Origin of the sequence: Acinetobacter vivianii, assembly GCF_014635885.1 — a bacterium.
Classification (GTDB): domain Bacteria; phylum Pseudomonadota; class Gammaproteobacteria; order Pseudomonadales; family Moraxellaceae; genus Acinetobacter; species Acinetobacter vivianii.
The window spans coordinates 169,093-195,362 of record NZ_BMDR01000002.1 but is presented as its reverse complement, the minus strand read 5'-3'; the positions used below and the strand labels follow the sequence as shown (position 1 = coordinate 195,362).

Sequence of the window (26,270 nt, the reverse complement as noted above, 5' to 3'; positions counted from 1 at the left end):
TATGAAACTGAAAGAAATGCCCAAAATCAAAGTACGCAATCCTGTTGCACTCTCCCCTTTACTACATAAAGGTGGAGTTCATGAAACTGAAAAACCAAGAGCACAGCACCGCCGAGATAGACAAAATGCTAAACAACAGCTAAAAAAACAAAGCTGGTAAATAAACCACTCAATGCATTAAACAAATGAACAGAAAAAAGGAGCTACCAATGTCTAATTACGTATATATCTCAAATAAAAAAGCGACTCTGACGAGTCGCTTTTTTATTCAGTTCAAAAACTCAAATTATTGAGCTTGTTGACCTGGTTGTACTAGAACAGTACGGCTACCAGTGATCGCAGCGAATACGCGACGGTTCATAGCACGACCTTCTTTAGTTTTGTTGTCAGCAACCGGTTGGTCCCAAGCAAAACCTTGAGTAGACAAACGAGATGCATCAACATTGTATTCATTTACAAGTGAAGATTTAACAGAGTTAGCACGCGCTAAAGATAAACGTTCGTTTAACTTACGTGGACCAGTGTTATCTGTGTGACCTTCAATACGAGCTGTCGCATTCGGGTACTCAGCTAACTTCTCTGCAACTTTAGCAATTTCAGTTTTGTATTGTGGCTTGATGTCAGACTTGTTCGTATCGAAGAATACGCGAAGTTCCATGTTAAGGTCTTCAGTCAACTCTTGTGGCTGTGGAGCAACTGGAGTTGGCTCAACTGGAGCAACTTCTACTACTGCAGCAGCAGGTTTCAAGTGGCCACCAAGAACTACGTTTAAGCCAGCAAGCGCTGTATAGTTCCAGAATTTCTCATCAAAGTGATAAGTACCACGAGCTTCTGTACGAAGAGATAAAGCATCATTTAAGCGCCAGAATACACCACCACCAGCATTAGCTAATGTACCTTCTTGCTTACCGCCATAGATATCATCACCTTCGTATTTGTAGTGACCAGCACCCGCTAATACGTATGGCTTGATTTTGCTATCGTAGTTTTTAGTAATCAAATCAGAGGTAACATAAGCATTACCTGCAATGTTACGACCTTTGTAATCATTATTTGTGCTTGTGTCGCCTTTAATCTGGCTATATTCAACTTCAGCACCTAACCAAGGAGTAATTTCAACACCTAATGCAGCACCGACAAACAAATCGTCATCAAGTTCTGCACCTGGAGTTAATTGACCTTTATCGCCACGGTTGTTATGTTCTGTATCGAACATTGTATAACCAAGCATTAAAGGAGTTACTGTTACGCCCGCATTCGCAGCAGCCAAAGGAGCAGCAACAAGCATAGCAAGTGCAATACGACTCAATTTCATGGATATCCTCCAAAAACAAAAAATTGTTTGTTCTCTAAACGCTAATAGCTTTTGAATGCTGAGAAATAGTTTTGTTGTATCTTTTTCAGTCATTCACCTTATGTTAAATCATACAAATACCTGATCAATTTTCCAAGTATTTAATAACATTTTAGTCAGCAGCCACTGAAAACGATTTATTTCTCTTCAAAAAGCTTAGAAAATTCTAATTTAACAACACCTAACAAAGCTGTGAGAGCTTATCACTTTTTAATCAAAATTTTAACAAGCTATCAAAATCTTTTCAATAAAGCTAAATAATTCCTACACAACATACGAAGTTAAATCCATCTTGTTGTACTTTTAAATATTATGAGCCATTTTCTTGACCAATAAGACCTCATCATTTTATCCATAAAAAAAGCGACTCTAACGAGTCGCTTTTTTATTCAGTTCAAAAACTCAAATTATTGAGCTTGTTGACCTGGTTGTACAAGAACAGTACGGCTACCAGAAATCGCAGCGAATACGCGACGGTTCATAGCACGACCTTCTTTAGTTTTGTTGTCAGCAATCGGTTGGTCCCAAGCGAAACCTTGAGTAGACAAACGAGATGCATCAACGTTGTATTCGTTTACAAGTGAAGATTTAACAGAGTTAGCACGCGCTAAAGATAAACGTTCGTTTAACTTACGTGGACCAGTGTTATCTGTGTGACCTTCAATACGAGCTGTCGCATTCGGGTACTCAGCTAACTTCTCTGCAACTTTAGCAATTTCAGACTTGTATTGTGGCTTGATGTCAGACTTGTTCGTATCGAAGAATACGCGAAGTTCCATGTTAAGGTCTTCAGTCAACTCTTGTGGTTGTGGAGCAACTGGAGTTGGTTCAACTGGAGTAACTTCTACTACTGCAGCAGCAGGTTTCAAGTGACCACCAAGAACTACATTTAAGCCAGCAAGTGCTGTATAGTTCCAGAAATCTTCATCGATGTTATAAGTACCACGAGCTTCTGTACGAAGAGATAAAGCATCGTTTAAGCGCCAGAAAGCACCAAAACCAGCATTACCTAAAGTACCTTCTTCTTTCAAACCGCGACCAGCACGACCGAATTCAGCAGCAGTAGCATCATCAAATTTATATTTGTAGTGACCAGCACCTAACAATACATATGGCTTGATTTTGCTATCGTAGTTTTTAGTGATCAAATCAGAAGTAACGTAGAAGTTACCGTTGATTTGTTGTTGTTTGTATTCAGCGTTAGCAACAGTACCGTCAACATCACCTTTAACTTGGTTATATTCAGCTTCAAAGCCTAACCAAGGTGTTAACTCAATACCTAATGCAGCACCAACGAATAAATCATCCTGAATTTCAGGACCATTTGTTAAATGCTTATCACCATTATTGTGTTTAGTGTCTTGGAATGTGTAACCAAGCATTAATGGAGTTACTGTTACGCCAGCATTAGCAGCAGCTAAAGGAGCAGCAACAAGCATAGCAAGTGCAATACGACTCAATTTCATGGATATCCTCCAGAGATAACAATTGTTTGTTGTGTAAGCTCAGCCTATGATTTTTCGTACTGAGAACATTAATGTTCTACAACATTATTTTTAAGCCATTCACTTCACTTTGAATCATACAAACACTTGATGAATTTTCCAAGTGCTTGATAACTTTAACCTCGTAAATTATTGACAAAATTGCTTACAATTTCCGTTGTAGTTCCGTAAATTTTCAATTTTCATACATCGGCGAATAGATTATTGTTTATCAATCTATGTTTAAGTAATATTTAACTTATTTGTTAGTGTTTTTTATTAAAACAAATAACGTTTATGCTTAACATATTGTTAATAAAAAAGTTAATAAAAATAGACAGGAAAAACATGTTTAGACCACATGGATTTACATTGGGTGAATTGCTTATCATTATCAGTATTCTGGCCATTCTTAGCTATATCGCCCTACCATATTTTCGCGACTTAATGGTTTCAGGTGAAGCAAATCACTTAAAAAGAAACCTCACAATTCACATACAAAAAGCAAAAACCGATGCACAGCTTTACCATAAAAATGTGATGCTGTGCCCAAGTAATGACCTGATTGACTGTAGCAAAGACTGGAATAAGGGCTTTATCGGCTTCGTTGACAGCAATAAGAATAGAAAACGAGATCACAATGAACCTTTACTCTTTGCCGTATCACTTAATCTCAAATATGGTCATCTACATTATAGTGCTTTTGGTGCGACACCCTATGCGATCATTTTTCAGGGAGAAAACGGACTCCCCTTTGCAGCGAATGGTAGCTTTACCTATTGTTCAACTTCACCTGACTATCACAGTAAAATGCGCTTAAGCCGCATGGGAAATATTCGCTTTGAGAAAATATCCAGCTGTTAAAAACTCCTCAGTCTAGCTTAAAAAAAGTAAAACGCTTTATTCCAGTTCTTTTTTTAATATACTGCTTAAGTTTGGAACATTTTTTATAAATTATAAGTGTGGAGACACATAATGACTGACATCGTAATTGTTAATGGCGCTCGTACTGCAATGGGCGGCTTCCAAGGTGCACTCTCTGGCGTAACAGCGCCTGAATTAGGTGCAGTAACAATTAAAGAAGCAATTGCCCGTTCTGGCCTACAACCCACTGATGTAGAAGAAGTCATCATGGGTTGCGTATTACCTGCTGGTCTCAAACAAGGCCCAGCTCGTCAGGCAATGCGTAAGGCAGGATTACCAGATTCTACAGGTGCAGTCACCATTAATAAGCTTTGTGGTTCTGGCATGAAAGCGGTGATGCAAGCAGCAGATATGATCAAGGCTGGTAGTGCAGACATCGTCGTTGCTGGTGGTATGGAATCAATGACCAATGCACCATACGTTCTTCCTAAAGCACGTGGTGGCTACCGTATGGGCCATGGTGAAATTAAAGATCATATGTTCCTAGATGGTCTGGAAGATGCTGAAACTGGTCGTTTGATGGGTTCTTTTGCTCAGGACATGGCAAATCAACGTAGTTATACTCGCGAACAAATGGATGACTTCGCGATTCGTTCTTTACACCGCGCGCAAAAAGCAATTACTGAAGGCTATTTTAAAGATGAGATCGTGCCTGTAACGGTTTCAACGCGTAAAGGCGATGTGGTTGTTGACCAAGATGAACAACCGCTTAGTGCAAAAATTGACAAGATCCCATCACTTAAACCTGCTTTTGCAAAAGACGGTACGATTACAGCAGCAAATGCCAGCTCAATTTCAGATGGTGCATCTGCACTGGTCTTAACGTCTAGTGATGTTGCCGCACAACGTGGCTTACAACCTTTGGCAAAAATTATTGCAACTGCATCAAACTCACAACACCCTTCAGAGTTTACCATTGCACCTGTGGGCGCGATTGAAAAAGTATTGAAGAAAGCGGGCTGGGATGCACAAGAAGTTGACCTTTGGGAAATCAATGAAGCATTTGCAATGGTTACCATGTGCCCAATTGATGATTTCAAATTAGATGCAGAAAAAGTGAATATCAATGGCGGTGCTTGTGCACTGGGCCACCCTGTTGGCTCTACTGGTTCTCGTATCATTCTTACACTCATTCATGCACTTAAACGCACAGGCGGCAAAAAAGGTGTTGCAGCGTTGTGTATCGGTGGTGGTGAAGCAACAGCGGTTGCAATTGAATTGATCTAAGTATCAATTTGATGACTCAAAAATCCTGCCAAGCGCAGGATTTTTTGTTTTGAGAATTACAAAAAATAATGCACCTATAGTGCAATTCCCGATAAGTTATATTTTGTATAAAAAAACAACAGGACGTCCCCCATGCAACTCAATCATTATTTAAATTTTAAAGGACAAACCGAACAGGCATTTAATTTTTATAAATCTGTATTTGGCGGTGAGTTTGCCATGCTCAGCCGTTATGGTGATATGCCACCCACAGAAGGAATCACACTTTCTGATGCTGATAAAAACTTGATTCTACATGCTTCCCTACCCATCAATGAATTTACCGTATTGATGGCCTCGGATATCAACGATCAATTCTGTGCCCCGCATAGTGTATTTACCCAAGGCAATAATCATTATATTTCGATTAATCTAGATCCTGATGAACTTGAGGATGCTCAAAGACTTTTCGATGCTTTGTCCGTCAATGGTCAAGTTGAAATGCCCTTGGAAAAAACCTTCTGGGGTGCACTCTACGGCGCTTTTACCGATCAGTTCGGGATCAAATGGATGATCAATTGTCAGCTCGATGAATAATCAACATCAAATAAAAAAGCTGAACCAAAGTTCAGCTTTTTTATTTCAGAAGGCTTAAGCCCCAGTCTGATAACTTGCTTGAGGTACGGCAGTTGACGCCTGATAAGGATTGGTAAAATCCTGAAGACCAGCAGCGGCTTCATGAATATCCTTGCCTTCTTTCACCACAAAAGTGTCAAAGCCAGAACGTTTTAAATAATTTAGAACATCCTTGAAGATATCACCGACCGCACGTAATTCGCCTTGGTAGCCTTGACGACGCAACAATGCAGCAAATGAATAACCACGACCATCATTGAAACCAGCAAATTCAATGAAGATTGCATCAAATTCATTGAGTGGAAATTGATGGGTTTCAGGTGAATCGTTTACTGTAATGTACAATGCTTTTTTGCCTTGTACCTGTGCCAATTGATCAAGTTGTGCCGTTGTTAATACAACATCACCTTGTGGAAGCGCACCATCTTCTGCAATGACTTGATAAGTATTGTCTGCAATTGTGCCATCTTTAGAAAGCACTTGTAGCGATGTATTAAGCATAAGCACGCTCCTTGAATGGTTGAATGCCAACACGGCGATAGGTATCAATAAAACGCTCACCTTCATTACGCAAGTCAAGGTAAGTATTCAAGATTTCCTCAATCACATCAGGTACAGCATCGGCAGCAAAAGACGGACCTAAGATATCGCCTAAAGATGCATCATGATCTGCATGACCACCTAAAGTGATTTGATAGAACTCAGCACCTTTTTTATCAACACCCAGAATACCGATATTACCGACATGGTGGTGACCACAAGCATTCATACAACCTGAGATATTCAGATCAAGCTCACCAAGATTGTAGATGGTATCTAAATCTTCAAAACGACGGCTAATCGCTTCTGAAATTGGAATCGATTTCGCATTCGCCAATGAACAGAAATCACCACCTGGGCAGCAAATGATATCGGTAATAAAGCCGATATGCGCACGTGCCATGTTGTGATGTTCAAGCGTTTGCCACAATTCAAATAAATCTTTTTGTGGTACATCCACCAATGAAATGTTTTGTTCATGTGTGGTACGGAACTCACCAAAGGTGTACTTATCCGCCAAATCGGCAATTAAGTTCATTTCTTCAGAAGTGACATCACCCGGCGCAACCCCTGCACGTTTCAGGGAAATCGTAACAATACGATAGCCTTTCACTTTATGCGCATTGGTATTGACGTTGAACCATTGCTTGAATTTAGGATATTCAGCAAATAAAGCCGTAAAGTCTTGATCGTCCAGATCCTGATAATCAAATGGTGTGAATTCTTCATCCATTTTTTTCAAGATTTCAGGTTGAATTTTCAAAGCTTCACGCGTGTGTTCAAATTCAGCTTCTACTTTTTGAGCAAATACTTCTGGTGTTAATGCTTTCACCAAAATCTTGATACGTGCTTTGTATTTGTTATCACGACGACCATGCAAGTTATATACACGTAGGGTCGCTTCAAGATAAGCAATTAAATCTTCGCGTGGTAAGAACTCACGAATGACGCTACCAATGATTGGAGTACGGCCTAAGCCACCGCCAGCCATGATCTTATAACCCATTTCACCCGCGTCATTACGAACCAGATATACACCGATATCGTGAAATGCTGTTGCAGCACGGTCTTTCTCTTGCAATGCTGAAACTGCAATCTTGAACTTACGCGGCAAGAACGCAAATTCAGGATGGAAGGTACTCCACTGACGAATCAATTCACACGTTGGACGTGGATCAGCAATCTCTCCTGCTACGACGCCCGCAAACTGGTCGGTGGTGGTATTACGGATACAGTTACCTGAAGTTTGTACTGCATGCATTTGCACTGTTGCCAGTTCAGCAAGAATATCAGGTACATTTTCTAATGCAGGCCAGTTCAACTGAATATTTTGACGCGTTGAAACATGTGCATAACCACGGTCATATTCCGTTGCAATTTCAGCAATTTTTCTGAGTTGTTTGGTATTCATCAAGCCATACGGCACAGCAATACGGAGCATTGGCGCATAACGCTGCACGTATAAACCATTTTGCAAACGTAGTGGACGATATTCGTCTTCTGTTAATTTTCCTGCTAAATAGCGTTCTGTTTGATCACGAAACTGAGCAACACGTTGGTTAATCAGTTGTTGATCGAAATCCGTATATAAATACATGGCGTATGGCTAGTCATTCATTATAAAGGCGACTAGCATAGCGAGCTTTCATTCATCAACAAAATGCTTTTTTTGCATATTTAATAACGGTTTTATTGATAAGCCTATCTAATTGCCATAAAAAGAAAAAGCCCAGACGAATCTGAGCTTTTCTCTATCATTTTTAAATGAAATTAGTTCTTATCTGGCAAAGCATAAGCCACGAGATAATCACCCATTTTCGTGCCGAATGAACCATGTCCACCCGCCATAATCACGACGTACTGTTTACCATTGGCTTCATAAGTCATTGGCGTTGCTTGTCCACCTGCTGGTAAACGTGCTTCCCATAACTTGTCACCATTTGAAACATTGAATGCACGGATGTAGTTATCTTGGGTTGCACCAACGAACATTACGTTACCCGCAGTCGAGATTGAACCACCTAAACCTGGTACACCAATTTTCACTGGTGGTAACTGGAATAGATTCGGCAAGCTGTCACGGATGGTACCGATACGTTTTTTCCAAACTACATCATGGGTTTTCAAGTCCACACCAGCAACATAGCCCCAGCCAGGTTGTTTACATGGCAAACCGAATGGAGACAGGAACGGACTGATATCAACGCCGTATGGTGTGCCATACATCGGTTGCATACCTTGTTCTGTACCCGCACCACGCGCAACTGGCTCACGGTTTGGATCCGCTGGGATTAAACGGCTTACGAATGGCAAACCAATCGGGTTCATGACTGCAACCTGACGATCAGCATTCACAGACATACCGCCCCACTCGAATACACCGAGGTTACCAGGGAAAACTAAAGTTCCGTTTTCTGAAGGTGGCGTATAAATACCATCATAATTCAGACGTTTAAATTTCACACGACACATTAACTGGTCAAACATTGTGGCACCCCACATGTCTTTATCCGTTAATTTATCTTTCGGTGCTAAGTTAAAGTCAGAGAATGGTTGAGTTTTAGCGTAGAACTCACCTTTGGTTTGTGGTCCCCACTTCACTGTTTGTGGCACTGGTTTTTCAGTAATCGGTACAATTGGCTGACCATTACGACGATCTAAAACGAAGGCATTACCTGTTTTAGTCAACACATAAATTGCAGGCACTGTTTGACCAGATTTATCCTGAATATCCGCCAATGAAGGTTGTGATGGTACGTCCATATCCCACAAATCATGATGTGTGGTCTGGAAATGCCATACCAGTTTACCTGTGGTTGCATTGATCGCCAGCATTGAGTTTGCATAACGCTCTTTCAATTCTGTACGGTCACCGCCCCAGATATCTGGCGTACCTACACCTGTTGGTACATACACGATGTCCAGTTTTGCATCATAGGCAAGTGGCGCCCATGCGTTTGGTGAGTTATGCACAAATGTTGTGTCTTGACCTGGCATTGCATTTGGATCAGCAGCGCCTGTATCAAACACCCATAATAATTTACCTGTGTTCACGTCATAACCACGAATAACACCTGATGGCTCTTTATTCGAATGGTTATCGGTCACTGAACCCGCGATCACAACGGTCGTACCAGACACAACACCCGGAGATGTCGGGTTATAACCACCCGGATACGCATATGGCATGAACTCTTGTAAGTTCACTTCACCGTTTTGACCAAAGTCAGAACATGCCTTACCTGTATCTGCATTCACTGCAACCAAACGACCATCATTCACAGGAACAAAGACTTTACGTGGACACTCTGTTGAGGTCGACTTCTTCGCTTGTAAACTGGTTGCAAATTCAGTGGTATTGGCAGCATCGTAGTACATTACGCCACGACAAGTTAAATGCTGGAAGGTTTTATCGGTTTTGAGCTTAGGATCAAAACGCCATTTTTCCTTACCTGTCGCAGGATCAATCGAGATTAAATGTTGATGTGGTGTACACATAAACATGTTATTGCCAATCTTGATTGGTGTTACTTGGTTAGTGGTTTCACCTGAATCATTTTCAGTTCTGAAATCACCTGTACGTAATGTCCAAGCCACTTTAAGATCTTTGACGTTTTTATCATTGATCTGTGTCAATGGAGAATAACGTTCACCACCCTGACTACGACCATAAGCAGGCCAATCTTCAGGCGCAATGCCTTCAACCGCTTTCGCTTGTGCAGGTTGAGGCGTCTGAATCACACCATTGATTTCTTGTGGATCATTAAAGATCGAGTACACCATCACCACGATAGCAATCGCTAAAGTTGAAGATAAGGCCACTTTACTTGATGCCAGATTATCAATACCGCGTGTTACCGCAGGAACGAGTAACCAAAGACCCAAGATACCCAGAATATCTAGACGTGGTGCAAGTGCCCAGAAGTCTGTACCAACTTCCCAAACACCCCAGATCACACTGCCTAACATGAGCGCGGCATACACCCATAAAGGGCCTGATGCACGTTTATAGAGTTGTACTGCCACAATGAGCAACAGCACACCTGCAATCACATAATAAAAAGACCCGCCAATGGCAGCGAGCCAGATACCGCCAATGAGCAAGAACAGCGCAATGAGGGCGATAATAATCACCGTCAATGTTCTTAGCCCAGATTTTGAAGCAGATTGATTCATAAGATCACCTTGCATCTTTTGTATTTTTAGATCCATCCAGCGCATACATGAGCGACTGGATGGTTGAGTTCAAATCACAACAAGTATTTTGCAGATACAGTCCGTTTTTATGAACACCATCTGCAAAATTGCTCGAGTATCGAAATTAGAAAACGGTTTGGAACTTAATTCCACCAACCCATGTCTTATCGCCATTTTTCAATGCGCCAACATGGTGGACATACTGAACATTCGGACGAATCGTCAACCAGTTGGTTGCGTGAATGCCGTAATACAACTCAGTGTTATATTCCTCATCCAGCAAACCATTTGCATCATCATTGGCATGAATACGTGCTACGCCCAGTGCAAGTTCATCTTGCGGACGTTGGTCAAGTAAACCTTTATAGATCAAGCCAACATTTTGCATGTCTTTGACAGAATTGGTTTTTGAATCATGTACTGTGACATTCACAAAACCAGTTAAACCACGATCAGACTGACCATCATGACGGGTTAACTGCTGCTTCACAGTGAACCAGCCACCTTGCTTGTGTCCAGTTTTGGCAGGATTCTCAATTTCTGCTGCATCAGCCGTACTGTAGTAGTAGCCGAAACGATATTCACCCGGTAAAGACAATGCACCGAGTTTTGGTGTCCAGACCACTTCGGCTGGAATAATCGCACCATGTGAACCATCAGTACTTAAATTAAAGCCTTTACCACGTTGCAAGTTTTCAGGGTTATATTCATAAGCCCCGATTTGAGCGTATAGGTCTGGCTGTAAGTTGTACTTCACACGCAATGCCCACTGACTCACAGGCCAGTTATACCATTGGTCGCCTACCCAGTTACCCACTTGCGAACCACATAAAGCCAAGTTCTGGAAATCACAGTCAAAGCTGTTGAAATCTTCACCTTCGCCAAAACGACCGACTTTAATATCCAAAGCTTGATCTAAAAATTTCTTTTTGATCCACAAGTCTGTTAGACGCCAAGTTTGACCACGCCCCCACACTTCTTGTGTAGAACTCAAATGGCCTTGTAATGCATCAGCCGTTTGTGATAAAGATTGACCATCACGATAAGTGACCGTGATCTGTGCTTCTGTATCTTGCCAACCTAAAATTTTATTTAGATCGAAATGTGTACCTAAAGCCAATTGTCCAGTAAATTCACTGCCATGGCTTGAATGCTGTTTAGAATCTAAAACCCCTGCGAATTCACCAGTGTAATCAGCAGAAAATTTGTAACCCTGTTCTTGCAACGCCGTGCGTTGACCGTTCCAATCACCAAATAGCCATTGACCATTCGGATCAAAGGCAGATGAAGCGGCTTGAGTATGTTGTGCAAAAAGACTCAATGATAGAACGGATAAACAAGAAACAATCAATGACTTCGAGATTGTCATGTTTACGTAACCTTTTATGTTATTGTGTATAAAAGGTTACTCTTATTTTTAAATTACAACTTATTCAAAATGTTAACAATCTGTACAATATTTTAACAATCAGTGATTAGTCGCACATATTTTCTACCATTTGCCTTCACCTAGCCCCTGACCGATGAATGCATACTTCATTTGAGAACGAGAAAACTTGATTGGACAGGCCAATTGCGCTTCGGTTTGATCGGAGTTTTCAGATACAGGGACATCTACAACCCAGTCGCGTTGCTGAGCGATTGGTGAATCCAAAGCCTCATCTAGGCTGAGAACTGGTTCTACACAAATATCCAGACTCTGGAACAAATGTTGCCATTCTGAAAAATTCTGAGTCTTAAACTTATCTTGTAGCGCTTGTTTTACCGCCTGACGATCTTCTGGATCAAAAGAGGCACCTTTTGCCAGTAGTAAAGGCAATTCTAAAGCAGCTGCCAAGCCAGCCATAAATTGTGGCTCTAAACTTCCTACAGAGAAATAACGACCATCTTTGGTTTCATAATAATCATAGAAACTCGCACCATTGAGCATGCCTGCCTCAGGCGCTTGTGGTGTCTGCCCTGCCAGACTTGCGGAAGCAGCCATACTATTGAGGCTTGCCACACAATCTGTCATGGAAATATCAATATATTGTCCCAGACCGCTGCGTTGGCGTTCAACGACAGCCGCAAGTATACCAATCACGGCATGCAGCGATCCGCCAGCCACATCAGCAATCTGAATCCCTAAGGGTGGTGGTCCACTGTCTTGACGACCGCTGTGTCCGGAAATGCCCGCAAGTGCCAAGTAATTAATATCGTGCCCTGCCCGATCTTTATAAGCGCCTGTCTGGCCATATCCTGTAATTGAACAATAGATGAGACGAGGATTAATCTCGGCTAAAGTTTCATAGTCCAGTCCTAGACGGCGCATGACATCTGGACGGAACTGCTCCAGCACAATATCAAACTCGGAAATTTTTGTTTTGATCAGTTCGATATTGGCTGCATCTTTTAGATCAAGTGCAATCGACTGCTTGTTTCGATTGAGATAACTATGTGCAGTGGCCTGTCCGTTCGCATAGGGTGGCATTATCCGTACCAAGTCAGGACGTGTTGGAGATTCAACATGGATAACTTCTGCACCCATGTCCGCAAGGTACATACTGGCAAATGGCCCAGGTAATAAAGTAGAAAAATCTAGGACTTTCAATCCCTTTAGAGCAGATGGCATGATAATTTTTACTCAATTTGTTCAAATTTTCTTTTATACTAGGTGTGAAGAAACACAAAAACAATGTCATGTTCAGCCATTTACCTTGATAGTTTCGGCAATTTAACATGTATACAATGAGCAGATATTTTTCTTGTCAATTGCTCAATTTGATATTTTAGACGGTTATTTAGGTCAATTATCGTGAATAGTAAAGAAACTGAAGGATTCAATATGAGCCGTGATACGATCAGCATCCACTTCGTGAATGCGGCTTTAACAGGTGTTAAACGCCTAGGCATGGACGTTGAAACATTACTTTCACATGTCGGTATAGAAGCAGAATTACTTCGTCAACCGAAAGCTCGAATCTCTCCTGAGCAGTACACTCGTTTTGTAAAAATGTTATGGATGGTTACCCAAGACGAACACGTTGGTTTCGATGTACAGCCTCGTCGCTTGGGTACATTCGCAATCATGTGTCAATTGATCATCCATTCCAAGACACTCGGACAAGCACTTGAACTCTCCTCTCAATTCTACAAACTGTTTGGAGATGAATGGTCAGTAAGCTTGGAACGTGACAAGCATGAAGCACGTTTGGTTCCCCATATTCCTAAAGCTTTAGATCCCGACCATTTCATTACTGAAAGTATGCTAATGATTTGGCATGGTCTTGCTTCATGGTTAATCGAACGTCGTTTACCTTTAGAACGTGTTCATTTTGGTTATGAACGCCCAAGCCATGCCGATGAATACGATGCATTATTCTTTGCACCCGTGATGCAGTTTGATGCGCCACGTACAGAGATTACCTTTGCTGCTGATTATCTTGACCTGCCAATCCGTCAAGATGAAAAGACTTTAGAGGAATTCCTGAAAGCAGCACCTGCCCAGCTTCTTGTGAAATTTAAAAATACTAACTCGCTTACCTCACGTATTCGTGATGTATTAAAGAGTCAGATCGGCGAAGAAATGCCAACACTCAACGATGTTGCTGCAATGTTGTATTTATCACCACAAACTTTGCGTCGTCGTTTAGCTGCCGAAGGTAAAAGCTATCAAGGTGTTAAAGATGCCTTGCGTCGTGATGCTGCGATTCACTTATTGCTCACCCCAAATCTCACCCTTGAAGATGTAGCACAACAAGTCGGCTTTAGTGAAACCAGTACGTTCCACCGTGCCTTTAAGAAATGGACAGGTGTAACACCTGGCTTATATCGTCAGTTGCACGGACATCATAGCTAATTGTTTCCAAACAAGTGTTCAGCCTAATATGGTTGAACACTTGTTTAAAATTATGGTAATAATCAAGCCTAATTTTACGATAAGCTTGAACAACAATGATTATAAAAAAAGGCGACTTCACGCATCCCCAAGTTCAAAATTTGATCCACATCCATTTGCATGGCCTGCATCAGAACACACCTATTGAACATAGTTTTGCATTAGATCTCTCTCATCTACAAAACGATTCTATAAGCTTTTATACCCTTTGGAATAACGATTTGCTTCTGGGTTGTGGCGCGATTCAAGAACTGACACCTCAACATGCTGAACTCAAATCTATGCGGACTCATCCCAACCATTTACGTCAAGGTGTTGCAAAGCAATTGCTGGAGTATTTATTGAAAGTTGCTCAGCAACGTCAATATCAACGCGTCAGTTTAGAAACAGGCAAAGATGTTCACTTTAATGCTGCAATTAGCCTTTATAAAAAGTTTGGTTTTGTTCAAGGCGCGGCGTTTGCAGAATATACTGAATCGCCCTATAACCAGTTCTTTCACTTATCTTTATCATAAGTTTCATCTTTAGCAGGGTCATAACCATAAGACAATAACACTTTACCCTGATGCCTGAACAAGCACAGGGCTTTTGTTTTGATATGCATCACTCTGCCTTCATCTGCTTTAAAAATGCTTCCGTCTGTTTTGGCGAAGTTAAACGAATAAATTGAATATGTTGATACTGAGGGTCCTTGCTCATGGCTAAATACTTTTTACGATTTTTAGCGTGATGGGTGATCATCCATAAAATAATAGAGTCCTTAGACAGAAAGCTGGTCTTGAAACTTTCTCGATTATTCGAGTTTGGCCATAGTCTTTTTTGTGTTGCCGCGCGAGCAATTGCTCGTTTAACTGAGCGGTACAGGTTCAATGAAAATGAATAATCCAGCCAAATAACCGTATCAATATATTTAAGCTTTAAATCTAGTGTTCGAGAATAATTACCATCAAGTACCCATCCTCTAGTTGCCTGATCAATTTGACTTTGTAATTTAGCAAAAAACTCCTGATCAGATGTTTCTTGCCAATCATCCAGCCAAAATAAATCATCCATTTCAATGTGTGCCACCCCTAGCTTTTGAGCGAGCTGACGGGCAAAGGTTGTTTTTCCAGAAGCAGAGGTTCCTACAACATTAATAAATTTCATCTATCCCCACCCAGTCTAAGCATTTTCCATCGCGATTTTTAGCTTCAAGAATAAGGCTTCATCTGGTGATTCCCGCCAGTCATCCAGCCAGAGTAAATTATCAAGTTCAATGTATTGTAATTTTCGCTGGTCTGCCAATTTTCGGGCAAACGTAGACTTATCCGAACCTGTGGTACCAATAATATTAATGAATTTCATCTAATCAATATATTTTATTTATGGTTGGTTAGTGTATTGATAAACCTATTTTTCAATCAAGTCGTTAGATTGGCGAAAAACATCAAACTTGCCAATGTTTATCATCATTGCGCTGACACTTAAATTGAGTACACTCGATAAACAACAATTTTAAGGTGATACAAGGAAAACCTATGAGCGAGGCCTACATTATTGATGCCATTCGCACGCCACGCGGAAAAGGAAAAAAAGATGGCTCACTGCATGAAGTCAAACCGATTACTTTACTCACATCATTATTGAATGAATTACAACAACGCCACCAACTCGACACGTCAAAAGTAGATGATATCGTTTTAGGTTGCGTCACCCCGATTGCAGACCAAGGCGGTGATATTGCCAAAACCGCAGCGATTGCAGCTGGCTGGAATGATGATGTTGCTGGTGTGCAAATCAACCGTTTCTGTGCATCTGGTTTAGAAGCTGTCAACTTGGCAGCACAAAAAGTCCGTTCAGGTTGGGAAGATATCGTCGTTGCAGGTGGCGTTGAATCGATGTCACGTATTCCAATGGGTTCCGATGGTGGTCCGTGGGCACTTGATCCTGAAACCAACTTAAAATCGTCTTTTGTTCCACAAGGGGTTGGCGCTGATCTGATTGCCACTTTAGATGGCTATAGTCGTGAAGATGTCGATGCTTTTGCGGTCAGTTCACAGCAAAAAGCAGCTGCGGCTCAAGCCAACGGTTATTTCGACAAATCAGTGGTGCCTGTTAAAGACCATTCAGGTGTAATGATCTTAGAAAAAGATGAATTTATTCGAGGTACGACTACAGTTGAAGGTTTAGCAAAACTGAATGCCAGCTTCGAAATGATGGGACAAATGGGCTTTGATGCCGTCGCATTACAGAAATATCCAGAAGCACAGAAAATTAACCATGTGCATCATGCAGGCAACTCATCAGGCATCGTTGATGGCGCTGCGGTCGTATTATTGGCTTCTGAAAAAGCAGTCAAAGAACAAGGCTTGAAACCACGCGCCAAAGTACTGGCAACTGCCTTGGTCGGTACAGACCCAACAATCATGCTTACAGGCCCTGCCCCTGCTGCGCGTAAAGCCCTGGCTAAAGCTGGTTTAACAATTGATGATATTGACCTATTTGAAGTCAATGAAGCTTTTGCTGCGGTCGTCATGCGTTTTATCAATGAGCTCAAAGTTCCTGCTGAGAAAGTCAATGTCAACGGCGGTGCAATTGCGATGGGCCACCCACTCGGTGCAACAGGCGCCATGATTTTAGGAACTTTACTTGATGAATTAGAGCGTCAAGGTAAAAAACGTGGCCTAGCCACATTATGTGTGGGTGGTGGAATGGGGATCGCCACCATTATTGAGTTGGTGTAAGGAGCACAACATGAGCGCTATTAAATACGAAAAAAACGCTGACAATATTGTAATTCTTACCCTTGATTCATCTGGTCAATCTGCCAATACCATGAATGCAGAATTCCGTGAGTCACTCCAAGAAGTTAGCCAAAAACTCAAAGCTGAAACTGATCTGAAGGGCATTATTTTCCGTTCTGCCAAGAAAACTTTCTTTGCAGGCGGTGACTTGGATGAGTTGATTCAAGTTCAACCCGAACATGCCACTGAATTCTTCAAAATGATTGAGGAACTCAAAGGCGATTTACGTGCTATTGAAACATTAGGGGTTCCTGTTGTTGCCGCATTAAATGGTACGGCGCTCGGTGGCGGTTGGGAAATTGCTTTAGGCTGTCATTATCGTATTGCCATTAACGATCCAAAAACCAAGTTTGGTCTACCAGAAGTGACTTTAGGCTTGCTGCCTGGTGGTGGCGGTATTGTCCGTATGGTTCGCTTGCTTGGTTTACAGAATGCGTTTCCATTCTTGATGGAAGGCAAACAGTTTGGTGTGGACAAAGCAAAATCGCTAGGCTTAGTTCATGACACCGCTGAAAATGAACAAGAGCTTTTAGACAAAGCGATTGCTTGGGTCAAAGCCAATCCGAAGTCACAACAACCTTTCGATGTTAAAGGCTACAAAATCCCAGGGGGTGATCCCAAAACGCCTGCTGTGGCTCAAATACTTGCCATTGCTCCAGCCATGCTGCGCGACAAAACCAAAGGCTGTTACCCTGCGCCTGAAGCGATCATGGCGGCAGCAGTAGAAGGTGCGCAGGTTGATGTTGATACCGCTTTACGTATCGAATCACGTTACTTTACTCAACTCACGGTCGGTCAGATTTCTAAAAATATGATCGGCACATTCTGGCATGGTCTTAATGCAATCAAGTCTGGTGCAAGTCGCCCTGCGGATGTTGCAAAATGGCAAGCCACTAAAGTCGGTGTATTAGGTGCAGGCATGATGGGTGCAGGCATTGCCTATTCAACTGCAATCAAAGGCATCCCTGTGATCCTGAAAGATGTCTCTGTTGAAAATGCAGAAAAAGGCAAAGCGTATTCACAAAAGCTTCTCGATAAGCGTGTTTCTCAAGGTCGTATGAGCGCAGAAAAGCGTGACCAAGTCTTAGCACTGATTACAGCAACAGCAAATGCAGCAGACTTGCAAGGCTGTGATTTGATAATCGAAGCGGTATTTGAGAATCAGGAATTAAAAGCTAAAGTGACACAAGAAGCTGAACAATATTTAGCTGAAGGTGGCATCTTTGCATCAAATACCTCAACCCTTCCAATCACGGGTTTGGCAACAGCAAGTAAAGATGCCAAGAAATTCATTGGGCTCCACTTCTTTAGTCCAGTAGATAAGATGCAACTGGTTGAAATTATTAAAGGCAAAGAGACTTCTGCGGACACATTGGCGAAAGCCTATGACTTTGTTCAACAAATTGCCAAGACACCGATCGTCGTCAATGACAGCCGTGGTTTCTTTACCAGCCGTGTGTTCGGAACCTTTATTCAGGAAGGTATGCGTTTACTTGCAGAAGGCGTTCATCCTGCCAAAATTGAAATGGCTGCACTAAAAGCTGGTATGCCAGTTGGCCCACTCGCAATTCAGGATGAAGTCTCTTTAACTTTGACTGAGCATGTGGCTGGTGAAACCCGTAAAGCATTGCAAGCTGAAGGTAAAGATTTGCCAAAAACCCCTGTGGATGAAGTCGTTCATACCATGATTCACGAGCTGAACCGTAAAGGTAAAGCGGCGGGTGCTGGCTTCTACGATTATCCTGAAAATGGCAAAAAGCATTTATGGGATGGACTCAGCCGCTGGCAGAAAGACAACAGTATTACTGAACAGGATATGATTGACCGCTTCCTGTTTGTACAAGCACTGGATACTTTACGTTGCTATGAAGAAGGTGTTTTAGAATCAGTGATTGATGCCAATGTCGGTTCAATTTTTGGAATTGGTTTTGCACCGTGGACCGGTGGTGCGATTCAATTCCTGAATCAGAATGGAATCGAGCAATCATTGCAACGTGCTGAACAACTGGCAGGCCAATATGGTGAACGTTTTGTGCCACCTCAACTATTGAAAGACCTTGCTCAGAGAAAAGAAATTATTCAATAATTTTGTTCTCTCTGCATTGCATATCAGCCCGTATGGAACTCGTTGTCTATACGGGCTTTTTTCTGGTTTCGACAATGCCGTAGCAAAACTTTCGAGCATTACATCACGATTTATGCTATAACCACCAACAGTTTTGCTTTAATTTTTTTGTCCTTTGGAACTATCTTATGTCTGAGAAACTCTGTCCAGAAACCTCACCGTGGGGTTGGAAAGCATTAATTATCACCTGTATTTTAAGCTTCATTTTTATGGTGGTTTTCTATTTAGCCATGAATAATGAGCCAGACTATATGCCAATGAACAAAAATAAAGTGGCGCCTCAGTCTGAAATGTCACAATCGTCAATGATGTCTGAAAGCAGCACGGAAACACATCAGCACAATCACTAAAATGCTTGTCGAACATGGTAAATCCTGTTAAACAGTGATTTATCATGTTATTCGAGATATTCAATGCTTCAACAAAATCGTCAGGCACTGGTCGTTGAAGGCGGTGGAATGCGAGGTGCATTCACCAGCGGTGTCTTAGATGCATTTTTACAGCAACAGTTTAATCCCTTCGATCTCTGTGTTGGTGTTTCTTCTGGTTCAACCAATGTCGCCAACTATCTGGCCGCACAACAAGGCCGCACGCTTCAGATCTATTTAGATCATTCGCTTCGCACCGAATTTATTCATTATGGCCGTTTCTTCAAAGGCGGTGATCTGCTCGATTTAAAATGGATGTGGGATATCGTGGAAAGCGAACATCCTTTGAATCAGGCACATTTATTTGCGAATCATCCTGAATTTTATATGGTACTCACTCACGCCATTACGGGTGAAGCCACTTATATCAAAGCTTCCAAAGACAATATTCTGGATGGTCTAAGAGCCTCTAGCTCAATTCCAGTATTGACGCGCCAAGCAGTTGAGGTATTTGGGGAACCTTATTTCGATGGTGGTGTAGCAGATGCCTTGCCTGTGCTTTGGGCTGCACAACAACATGATGTATCGAAATTGATGGTGTTAAGAACCCGTCCTCAAAACTACTATAAAGCCAGTAGTAAAGGCGATCAGTTCCTTGCGAAATATCTATTCAAGCAAAATCATGGCTTTGCGCAGAGCCTATTGTCCAGAACACAACGCTACAATGATTCGGTTCAGTTTGTGCGCACACCATCAGGACAAAAAATTCTGGAAGTTTGCCCACCTGATCTGAAAAATATGGCAGGTCGACTCACCAAGAATAAGGCCAAAATCCGCTATAGCTACGATGTCGGCTTAGACGTTGGCTTACAAGCCATCGAAGACTGGAATAAACTTTAAATCCTTGTCGAATCATCAATAATATATTGAGGCAGGATAAGCCTGATCATGCTCATCCTGTCTCACATCTCCCTCGAATTTTTCTATTTTAAAAGTTTTCTCTAACCTAACATTATTCACATTCCCATTTTTATACTTGGCAACAGCGGCTAAAAAGGCGCAAAATCTGCTTTTATTTTTTTATTTATTTGGGAATTTATTATGAATAAGCAACCATCCCCACAAAAAGATTCAAATGAAACCGTATTGGGATGGAAATTTGTCATCATTGTTGGGGTGCTCAGTACCATTTTTTTAAGCTTTTTCTATTTAGCAATGACCCAAGAACCAGATTACATGCCTGGGGCACAACGTAAGGCACAACAACAAAAAGAGCTTTCGCAGGACGCATCTCCTGCAAGCTCAGAAGTGTCTGCACAAACTAAGCAGTAGTCAGAATAATGATAGATGCCAATCTTACAGGTCAAACCATTCCTGTGATTGGCATGATCATCTCAATATGTGGAATACCACACTCATTATATTCCTCCCCTTGCACTGCAAAACCAAGCTGCTCATAGAATGAAATCGCATGCACTTGCGATGACAAATGAAGAAATGCGCGATGTTGCTGCCGCGCATAAACCAGAATCTCTTGCATGATCATTTGACCAATCCCTTGTCCTCGATAGGCTTTGAGTACTGCAACCCGCCCCACACTATTATTTTGTAATAATCGTGCTGTCGCAATCGGCTGCTCCTGATCATAAATCACAAAGTGTTGTGAGATCGCATCTTGTTCATCCCACTCATCCTGTTCTGGAATGGCTTGCTCTACGATAAAAACTTGCTCTCGAATCAATTTGGCATCACGCTGTAATTGATCCCAACTTCCCTGTTGAACGCGTAGCATATTTCCCTCGAATGTCATTAACACTTACAACCTATATTCTCGACTGGCATTTGATCTTGTAATAACAGTTCCAGACTTTGTTTCTCAATGCCATACATTGCTTTTAACGCTTGAATCTGCTGCATAATTTTGGCATCAGGCTGCAGAATATCTTTGCGCTTGGTCGCCAGAATCATTTTGTTTTTGCTGGTATGTTCCAAAGATACAAATTCAAAGACTTTGGTTTCATAGCCATAGGCTTTCAGCAACAAAGCACGCAAAGTATCGGTCAACATTTCTGCCTGCTGGCCTGCATGAATACCAAACTGAAGCATCGGCTGTAACACCTCTGGACTTTGTAATTGCGGACGTAGCTCTTTATGACAGCACGGCGCGCACATGATCATCGACGCATTGAGGCGAATCCCTGTATGAATGGCAAAATCTGTTGCAATATCACAAGCATGTAAAGCAATCATCACATCCAGTTTTTCTGGATGATAGGTACGAACATCGCCTTCAAAAAAGTCTAAGTGATTAAAACCAACCTGATCAGCAATATTCTGGCAGAACTCCACCAGATTCGAACGGAGCTCAACGCCCGTGATTAAAGGCGTTTTCTGTTGTGCTTGCAAATAGTCATATAACGCAAAAGTTAAATAGCCTTTACCTGAACCAAAGTCGACAATATTTAATTCTTGCTGTGAAGCATCGATCTGCTCATAGGCATTGGAAAAGATTTCAATAAATTTATTAATCTGTTTCCATTTTCGCGCCATGCTTGGCACGATCTGCCCTTTTTCATCGGTAATACCAAGATGTTTTAAGAACGGGCTTTGCTGTTGCACATAACGCTGCTTTTCACGGTTATGTTGCTGTTGTTCAACCTTGTCCGTTGCTGCCTGTTTTTTCTGGCTATTCAACATCGCTTTCTTTTTATTTTTCTTAAGCTGTATGTCTTGATTCAAGGTAAATAAATTTGCCTGTTTAGATTGTGCCAACAATTCAGCAATCTTTTCCAACCCTTCGGTAATCGAATAGTTTTTTGTGATGTCTTGCGTGGTGTGATGGTATAAACAAGACAATGTTGCCTGTCCCTGCAACTCGATCATACGAAAAGTCATTTTCTCTAATTGTGCCAAATCACCTTTGTACCGACTCAGTATCAGGCGATCAAAGCTTTTATTTTCAATAGATTGCTGGATATCCAAGAAAAACTGCTGTTCTTGTTCAAAAGAAAAATTCGGCGCAAACATAATGAAAACCTGACAAATAGAAACTAAATTTTAAAGCGTCTTACTTTAAAAGGGAAATTGCATTACGATACAGTTGTATTTTTATGCAACCTGATCGCTTGATGAACTCAAAAACACTACTGGACTATGACCCAAAAGAAGAACTGATTAATGCCTATAGTCATGGGCTGGGTGCTGTCATTGCTTTAATTGCTTCAATTTTTCTTATCATTAAGGGGCATTCTCTCCCCTTAGGCCAATGGATGAGTCTATGGGTCTATGGCTTTAGCCTAGTCCTCTTGCTTGCGAGTTCTATGCTGTATCACTTTGCTGTGGATGAACGTAAGCGCTATTGGTATAAAAAACTGGATCATACTGCGATTTACTATTTGATTGCAGGCACCTATACACCATTTCTCAGTATTGCGATTCCAACCGCCAAAGCCCATTATTTACTGATTGCGCTATGGGTGATTGCCCTCATTGGCACTCTTTTTAAACTGGTCTTTATCCACCGCTTCCAAAAGATTTCCTTGGCAGCTTACCTATTGATGGGCTGGTTAGCGATTTTGGTGATGGATGATATGCAACGTTATCTGAGTAAGGATGCGATACAACTCTTAGTTGCAGGCGGGTTGGCTTATACCATCGGCACATTGTTTTATGCTTTAAAAAAGGTAAGATATACCCACGCAATTTGGCATGTTTTTGTGCTACTAGGGGCAGGATTACACTTTTTAGCAATCTACTGTTATGTATTATAAGTCCATATATAGCATTCAGTTTTTCTAAGTAAAACTGCATATTCAAAAGGAATTTTTCAAGACAGACTTCTGTTTCTTGAACGAATAACATGAAGGTCTCTTGTATGTCGTCAAGCACTACGACTGCCACCCCAGAAGTGGCCAGCAATTCAAAAGTACGGGTATTATTTGCCAGCCTTGTCGGTACTACGATTGAGTTTTTTGACTTTTATATCTATGCCACAGCAGCTGTGCTCATTTTTCCACATTTATTTTTCCCAGAAAGTAGCGATGGCGCTGCGGTTCTAAAATCACTGGCAACATTTGCCATCGCCTTTATTGCACGCCCAATCGGCGCTGCTATTTTTGGCCATCTCGGTGATCGGATCGGACGTAAAGCAACCTTGGTTGCAGCCTTGCTAACGATGGGTATTTCTACGGTTTGTATTGGTCTGTTGCCAACTTATGCACAGATTGGTCTTGCAGCTCCCCTGCTTCTCGCGCTATGCCGCTTAGGTCAAGGTTTAGGTCTCGGTGGGGAATGGAGTGGTGCAGTCTTATTGGCTACAGAGAATGCACCAGAGGGCAAACGCGCCTGGTACGGCATGTTCCCACAACTCGGTGCGCCAATCGGCTTTATTCTCGCAACAGGTTCATTTTTACTGCTCAATGCTTTTATGTCTGAACAGGCATTTATGACTTGGGGCTGGCGTATTCCATTTATTGCCAGTGCAGTATTGGTCTTGGTTGGCTTGTATATCCGTCTAAAGCTGCATGAAACACCTGCGTTCCAGAAGGTATTGAATAAGCAAAAAGAAGTGAATGTACCTTTCAAGGAAGTCATGACCAAACATTTGCCAATGTTAATCCTTGGTACCATCGCAGCAATCTGTACCTTTGTGGTGTTTTACCTCACTACGGTTTTTGCCCTGAACTGGGGAACTACAAAACTTGGTTATGCACGCGGTGAGTTTCTAGTCTTGCAACTGGTTGCGACCTTATGTTTTGCTGCGTTTATTCCGCTCTCTGCCATTCTTGCAGAGAAGTTTGGTCGTAAGAATACATCGATTGCTGTCTGTGTCCTTTCAGCATTGTTCGGACTTTGCTTTGCGCCGCTTTTAGGCTCAGGTAGCCCATTCTTGGTATTCTTGTTCCTGTGTATCGGTCTTGCGATTATGGGTTTAACCTATGGGCCAATTGGGACTGTATTGTCAGAGATCTTTCCGACTTCGGTACGCTATACCGGCTCTGCACTAACTTTTAATTTGGCAGGTATTTTCGGTGCTTCTTTTGCGCCTTATATTGCGACAAAGCTGGCTGAAAGTTATGGTCTAGGTGCCGTCGGTTTATATCTCAGTTGCGCATCAATCCTTTCTTTAATTGCCTTTTTACTGATTCGTGAAACCAAGCATGATGATGTAAATAATCAAATTTAAGCGCTTAATTTCAGATGATCTGTGGATAACCGATCCCGATCATCTGAAATACCATTCAATTTGTGCCTTTTTATCTTATAAAGTTGCTTTTCTGACTGCATTCTTCCAAATATTTTTTGTGCTAAAATAACCGCCTTTATTTTTTCTTAGACGATTGTGTTATGTACGCAGTGATTATCGTTGCCGTATTTTTAATCAGCTTCTTATATACCTATTTACGCGGTAAAGAGCGCTTAAAAGCATCTCGACAATTATTTGACCATTCGACATTTTTAGCGCCGATCAACATGTTTATGACGGGCTTTTCCAAATTGCCGAACCAACCTTTCTTTGATGTGGCTCAGTTCCCTGAACTCAAACCGCTACAAGATAATTGGGAAGTAATTCGCGAGGAAGCCATTCAACTACAGAATCAGATTAAAGCCTCTGAAAAAAATAATGATGCTGGCTTTAACACTTTCTTTAAACGTGGCTGGAAACGCTTTTATCTGAAATGGTATCAAGATAGTCATCCGTCAGCACAACAACTTTGTCCCAAAACCGTTGCCTTACTGGAAAGCATTCCATCAGTAAAAGCAGCGATGTTTACCGAACTTCCTTCTGGAAGTTATCTAGGTAAGCACCGTGATCCTTATGCCGGTTCTGTACGCTATCATCTTGGCTTAGTTACGCCAAATAGCGATGACTGCTTCATTGAAGTCGATCAGGAACGTTATAGCTGGAGAGATGGTGAAGCGACTGTATTTGACGAAACCTTCGTACACTGGGCTGAGAATAAGACCGATGAAACGCGTATTATCCTGTTCTGTGATATTGAACGTCCAATGAAATGGGGCTGGGCACAAAAGTTCAACCACTGGTTCGGTCGTAATGTCATGTCAGCGGCAAGCTCACCGAATGATGATCAGGACAAAACTGGCTTTATCAATCGCATCTTCAAATATGGCTATGCGGTACATCATTACGGCCGTGGTTTAAAAGAACGTAATCGCCCACTCTACTACGCATCAAAGTGGTTATTATTTGCGATTATTATTGGCCTGATCTTGTTGCCAAGTTTTCTTTAAGGCCATTTTAGCCACAAAAAAAGAGATGCGATTGCATCTCTTTTTTATTTTAAAACGATGACTTATTGAATCGCTTGAGCTGTTTGTGCGCCGGCAGTTTGTGCAGAAGCAGCATTCGCAGCTTGAACAGCAGTCTCACCAATCAAAGCAATCTTCGCCTTCTCTTGGCTTTTTGCAGACAATGCCGGGTTTGATGCCACAATACGATTGATGTTTGCAGAGTTTGCTGGTGCAATTGCCGCAGTTTGCAATACGATTGGACGGTTACCTGTTTCACCCAACGTATAGCGAATACCAGTACGTGGACTCACGACAGTCGTCACTTCACGTTTGACTTGTGCTTCTGCTGTGTTACTACCTTTTGCTGCCAATACTTTATCGACAGTTGTAGTTTGTGGTGCTTCAGCTGCAAATGCAAAACCTGACACTGCAGCACTTGCTAAAATTAAAAGTTGTAATGGTTTTTTCATTGTCTTCCCGCTTTTAATGCGAATTCAATCAAGATCTGTAAGTTCAATAATGAA

General features: G+C 41.8%; 25 protein-coding genes and 1 pseudogene. 14 read left to right on the top strand and 12 right to left on the bottom strand.

Annotation, left to right across the window (positions count from 1 at the left end; translation table 11 throughout):
- The first annotated feature begins 1 nt into the window (after window position 1).
- Window positions 2–160, top strand: coding sequence for a hypothetical protein (locus IEV36_RS04735; protein WP_005259400.1), 159 nt, complete (start codon window positions 2–4; stop codon window positions 158–160).
- Window positions 161–286: 126 nt separating this feature from the next.
- Here the strand turns inward: IEV36_RS04735 and omp38 (IEV36_RS04730) are convergent, their stop codons facing one another.
- Window positions 287–1,315 (bottom strand): outer membrane protein Omp38, encoded by a 1,029-nt coding sequence (gene omp38, locus IEV36_RS04730; protein WP_005259402.1) that lies wholly within the window; start codon window positions 1,313–1,315, stop codon window positions 287–289.
- A 446-nt stretch (window positions 1,316–1,761) separates the two neighbouring features.
- On the bottom strand, window positions 1,762–2,820 hold the full coding sequence (gene omp38 / locus IEV36_RS04725) for an outer membrane protein Omp38 (protein WP_005259405.1): 1,059 nt from the start codon (window positions 2,818–2,820) through the stop codon (window positions 1,762–1,764).
- Between the two features lie 366 nt (window positions 2,821–3,186).
- On the opposite strand from omp38 (IEV36_RS04725), the gene IEV36_RS04720 reads away from it, so the two are divergent.
- The 3 genes from IEV36_RS04720 (at window position 3,187) to IEV36_RS04710 (ending at window position 5,565) form a co-directional block, all read left to right on the top strand.
- Window positions 3,187–3,702, top strand: coding sequence for a GspH/FimT family protein (locus tag IEV36_RS04720; RefSeq protein WP_005259407.1), 516 nt, complete (start codon window positions 3,187–3,189; stop codon window positions 3,700–3,702).
- Between the two features lie 111 nt (window positions 3,703–3,813).
- Window positions 3,814–4,989 carry a thiolase family protein gene (locus IEV36_RS04715; RefSeq protein ID WP_004775399.1) on the top strand — a complete coding sequence of 392 codons (1,176 nt, stop codon included), beginning with the start codon at window positions 3,814–3,816 and terminating at the stop codon, window positions 4,987–4,989.
- A gap of 132 nt (window positions 4,990–5,121) precedes the next feature.
- Window positions 5,122–5,565 carry a VOC family protein gene (locus IEV36_RS04710; protein ID WP_005259409.1) on the top strand — a complete coding sequence of 148 codons (444 nt, stop codon included), beginning with the start codon at window positions 5,122–5,124 and terminating at the stop codon, window positions 5,563–5,565.
- 54 nt (window positions 5,566–5,619) lie between these two features.
- Here IEV36_RS04710 and IEV36_RS04705 read toward each other — a convergent pair whose 3' ends face one another.
- The 5 genes from IEV36_RS04705 to IEV36_RS04685 form a co-directional block, all read right to left on the bottom strand.
- Complete coding sequence (locus IEV36_RS04705) at window positions 5,620–6,105, bottom strand: DUF934 domain-containing protein (protein ID WP_005259410.1); 486 nt, start codon at window positions 6,103–6,105, stop codon at window positions 5,620–5,622.
- Complete coding sequence (locus IEV36_RS04700; protein WP_005259411.1) at window positions 6,098–7,741, bottom strand: nitrite/sulfite reductase; 1,644 nt, start codon at window positions 7,739–7,741, stop codon at window positions 6,098–6,100. The genes IEV36_RS04705 and IEV36_RS04700 overlap by 8 nt, the downstream gene beginning before the upstream one ends.
- A 173-nt stretch (window positions 7,742–7,914) precedes the next feature.
- Complete coding sequence (locus IEV36_RS04695; protein WP_005259412.1) at window positions 7,915–10,320, bottom strand: glucose/quinate/shikimate family membrane-bound PQQ-dependent dehydrogenase; 2,406 nt, start codon at window positions 10,318–10,320, stop codon at window positions 7,915–7,917.
- 145 nt (window positions 10,321–10,465) lie between these two features.
- Complete coding sequence (locus IEV36_RS04690; protein ID WP_171068052.1) at window positions 10,466–11,689, bottom strand: carbohydrate porin; 1,224 nt, start codon at window positions 11,687–11,689, stop codon at window positions 10,466–10,468.
- A 144-nt stretch (window positions 11,690–11,833) separates the two neighbouring features.
- Complete coding sequence (locus IEV36_RS04685) at window positions 11,834–12,952, bottom strand: CaiB/BaiF CoA transferase family protein (RefSeq protein WP_005259414.1); 1,119 nt, start codon at window positions 12,950–12,952, stop codon at window positions 11,834–11,836.
- A gap of 213 nt (window positions 12,953–13,165) precedes the next feature.
- On the opposite strand from IEV36_RS04685, the gene IEV36_RS04680 reads away from it, so the two are divergent.
- Window positions 13,166–14,179 carry an AraC family transcriptional regulator gene (locus IEV36_RS04680; RefSeq protein WP_005259415.1) on the top strand — a complete coding sequence of 338 codons (1,014 nt, stop codon included), beginning with the start codon at window positions 13,166–13,168 and terminating at the stop codon, window positions 14,177–14,179.
- 95 nt (window positions 14,180–14,274) lie between these two features.
- Window positions 14,275–14,733 carry a GNAT family N-acetyltransferase gene (locus IEV36_RS04675; RefSeq protein ID WP_005259417.1) on the top strand — a complete coding sequence of 153 codons (459 nt, stop codon included), beginning with the start codon at window positions 14,275–14,277 and terminating at the stop codon, window positions 14,731–14,733.
- An 88-nt stretch (window positions 14,734–14,821) separates the two neighbouring features.
- On the opposite strand, the gene IEV36_RS04670 is transcribed toward IEV36_RS04675, so the two are convergent.
- Together IEV36_RS04670 and IEV36_RS04665 are read right to left on the bottom strand one after the other, a co-directional pair.
- A complete protein-coding gene (locus IEV36_RS04670; RefSeq protein WP_005259421.1) occupies window positions 14,822–15,364 on the bottom strand; it encodes a P-loop NTPase family protein in 543 nt (180 codons plus the stop codon).
- Between the two features lie 18 nt (window positions 15,365–15,382).
- Window positions 15,383–15,562: pseudogene (locus tag IEV36_RS04665) on the bottom strand (adenylate kinase); the annotation flags it as partial.
- 173 nt (window positions 15,563–15,735) lie between these two features.
- On the opposite strand from IEV36_RS04665, the gene IEV36_RS04660 reads away from it, so the two are divergent.
- From IEV36_RS04660 to IEV36_RS04640, 5 genes are all read left to right on the top strand, one after another.
- Window positions 15,736–16,941 (top strand): acetyl-CoA C-acetyltransferase, encoded by a 1,206-nt coding sequence (locus IEV36_RS04660; RefSeq protein WP_005259426.1) that lies wholly within the window; start codon window positions 15,736–15,738, stop codon window positions 16,939–16,941.
- Between the two features lie 10 nt (window positions 16,942–16,951).
- Window positions 16,952–19,087 (top strand): 3-hydroxyacyl-CoA dehydrogenase NAD-binding domain-containing protein, encoded by a 2,136-nt coding sequence (locus IEV36_RS04655; RefSeq protein ID WP_005259427.1) that lies wholly within the window; start codon window positions 16,952–16,954, stop codon window positions 19,085–19,087.
- 167 nt (window positions 19,088–19,254) lie between these two features.
- Window positions 19,255–19,476 carry a hypothetical protein gene (locus IEV36_RS04650; RefSeq protein ID WP_005259429.1) on the top strand — a complete coding sequence of 74 codons (222 nt, stop codon included), beginning with the start codon at window positions 19,255–19,257 and terminating at the stop codon, window positions 19,474–19,476.
- A gap of 63 nt (window positions 19,477–19,539) precedes the next feature.
- Complete coding sequence (locus IEV36_RS04645; RefSeq protein WP_005259431.1) at window positions 19,540–20,394, top strand: patatin-like phospholipase family protein; 855 nt, start codon at window positions 19,540–19,542, stop codon at window positions 20,392–20,394.
- A gap of 201 nt (window positions 20,395–20,595) precedes the next feature.
- Window positions 20,596–20,826, top strand: coding sequence for a hypothetical protein (locus IEV36_RS04640; RefSeq protein ID WP_004775428.1), 231 nt, complete (start codon window positions 20,596–20,598; stop codon window positions 20,824–20,826).
- Between the two features lie 31 nt (window positions 20,827–20,857).
- On the opposite strand, the gene IEV36_RS04635 is transcribed toward IEV36_RS04640, so the two are convergent.
- Both IEV36_RS04635 and IEV36_RS04630 read right to left on the bottom strand, forming a co-directional pair.
- A complete protein-coding gene (locus IEV36_RS04635; protein ID WP_005259432.1) occupies window positions 20,858–21,286 on the bottom strand; it encodes a GNAT family N-acetyltransferase in 429 nt (142 codons plus the stop codon).
- Window positions 21,287–21,303: 17 nt separating this feature from the next.
- Entirely contained in the window at window positions 21,304–22,521 is a 1,218-nt protein-coding gene (locus tag IEV36_RS04630) for a class I SAM-dependent methyltransferase (RefSeq protein ID WP_005259433.1), read from the bottom strand.
- Between the two features lie 101 nt (window positions 22,522–22,622).
- On the opposite strand from IEV36_RS04630, the gene trhA reads away from it, so the two are divergent.
- The 3 genes from trhA (at window position 22,623) to lpxO (ending at window position 25,746) form a co-directional block, all read left to right on the top strand.
- Window positions 22,623–23,264 (top strand): PAQR family membrane homeostasis protein TrhA, encoded by a 642-nt coding sequence (gene trhA / locus IEV36_RS04625; protein WP_032864105.1) that lies wholly within the window; start codon window positions 22,623–22,625, stop codon window positions 23,262–23,264.
- Between the two features lie 104 nt (window positions 23,265–23,368).
- Window positions 23,369–24,679: an MFS transporter gene (locus tag IEV36_RS04620; protein ID WP_004775433.1), complete on the top strand. Its 1,311-nt coding sequence runs from the start codon at window positions 23,369–23,371 to the stop codon at window positions 24,677–24,679.
- 161 nt (window positions 24,680–24,840) lie between these two features.
- Window positions 24,841–25,746, top strand: a complete 906-nt coding sequence (gene lpxO, locus IEV36_RS04615) for a lipid A hydroxylase LpxO (protein WP_004775434.1) — start codon at window positions 24,841–24,843, stop codon at window positions 25,744–25,746.
- A gap of 62 nt (window positions 25,747–25,808) precedes the next feature.
- On the opposite strand, the gene IEV36_RS04610 is transcribed toward lpxO, so the two are convergent.
- Window positions 25,809–26,216: a hypothetical protein gene (locus IEV36_RS04610; RefSeq protein ID WP_005259435.1), complete on the bottom strand. Its 408-nt coding sequence runs from the start codon at window positions 26,214–26,216 to the stop codon at window positions 25,809–25,811.
- Between the last annotated feature and the right edge of the window lie 54 nt (window positions 26,217–26,270).

Bases quoted from the DNA above. Each gene is read 5' to 3' on its own strand.
- IEV36_RS04655 (WP_005259427.1), top strand. From the start codon at position 16,952: ATGAGCGCTATTAAATACGAAAAAAACGCTGACAATATTGTAATTCTT.
- IEV36_RS04705 (WP_005259410.1), bottom strand. From the start codon at position 6,105: ATGCTTAATACATCGCTACAAGTGCTTTCTAAAGATGGCACAATTGCA.
- IEV36_RS04650 (WP_005259429.1), top strand. From the start codon at position 19,255: ATGTCTGAGAAACTCTGTCCAGAAACCTCACCGTGGGGTTGGAAAGCA.
- IEV36_RS04645 (WP_005259431.1), top strand. From the start codon at position 19,540: ATGCTTCAACAAAATCGTCAGGCACTGGTCGTTGAAGGCGGTGGAATG.
- IEV36_RS04675 (WP_005259417.1), top strand. From the start codon at position 14,275: ATGATTATAAAAAAAGGCGACTTCACGCATCCCCAAGTTCAAAATTTG.
- IEV36_RS04620 (WP_004775433.1), top strand. From the start codon at position 23,369: ATGTCGTCAAGCACTACGACTGCCACCCCAGAAGTGGCCAGCAATTCA.
- IEV36_RS04680 (WP_005259415.1), top strand. From the start codon at position 13,166: ATGAGCCGTGATACGATCAGCATCCACTTCGTGAATGCGGCTTTAACA.
- omp38 (WP_005259405.1), bottom strand. From the start codon at position 2,820: ATGAAATTGAGTCGTATTGCACTTGCTATGCTTGTTGCTGCTCCTTTA.
- trhA (WP_032864105.1), top strand. From the start codon at position 22,623: ATGAACTCAAAAACACTACTGGACTATGACCCAAAAGAAGAACTGATT.
- IEV36_RS04700 (WP_005259411.1), bottom strand. From the start codon at position 7,741: ATGTATTTATATACGGATTTCGATCAACAACTGATTAACCAACGTGTT.
- IEV36_RS04630 (WP_005259433.1), bottom strand. From the start codon at position 22,521: ATGTTTGCGCCGAATTTTTCTTTTGAACAAGAACAGCAGTTTTTCTTG.
- IEV36_RS04695 (WP_005259412.1), bottom strand. From the start codon at position 10,320: ATGAATCAATCTGCTTCAAAATCTGGGCTAAGAACATTGACGGTGATT.
- IEV36_RS04710 (WP_005259409.1), top strand. From the start codon at position 5,122: ATGCAACTCAATCATTATTTAAATTTTAAAGGACAAACCGAACAGGCA.
- IEV36_RS04670 (WP_005259421.1), bottom strand. From the start codon at position 15,364: ATGAAATTTATTAATGTTGTAGGAACCTCTGCTTCTGGAAAAACAACC.
- IEV36_RS04635 (WP_005259432.1), bottom strand. From the start codon at position 21,286: ATGCTACGCGTTCAACAGGGAAGTTGGGATCAATTACAGCGTGATGCC.
- omp38 (WP_005259402.1), bottom strand. From the start codon at position 1,315: ATGAAATTGAGTCGTATTGCACTTGCTATGCTTGTTGCTGCTCCTTTG.
- IEV36_RS04660 (WP_005259426.1), top strand. From the start codon at position 15,736: ATGAGCGAGGCCTACATTATTGATGCCATTCGCACGCCACGCGGAAAA.
- IEV36_RS04640 (WP_004775428.1), top strand. From the start codon at position 20,596: ATGAATAAGCAACCATCCCCACAAAAAGATTCAAATGAAACCGTATTG.
- IEV36_RS04685 (WP_005259414.1), bottom strand. From the start codon at position 12,952: ATGCCATCTGCTCTAAAGGGATTGAAAGTCCTAGATTTTTCTACTTTA.
- IEV36_RS04610 (WP_005259435.1), bottom strand. From the start codon at position 26,216: ATGAAAAAACCATTACAACTTTTAATTTTAGCAAGTGCTGCAGTGTCA.
- IEV36_RS04720 (WP_005259407.1), top strand. From the start codon at position 3,187: ATGTTTAGACCACATGGATTTACATTGGGTGAATTGCTTATCATTATC.
- lpxO (WP_004775434.1), top strand. From the start codon at position 24,841: ATGTACGCAGTGATTATCGTTGCCGTATTTTTAATCAGCTTCTTATAT.
- IEV36_RS04735 (WP_005259400.1), top strand. From the start codon at position 2: ATGAAACTGAAAGAAATGCCCAAAATCAAAGTACGCAATCCTGTTGCA.
- IEV36_RS04715 (WP_004775399.1), top strand. From the start codon at position 3,814: ATGACTGACATCGTAATTGTTAATGGCGCTCGTACTGCAATGGGCGGC.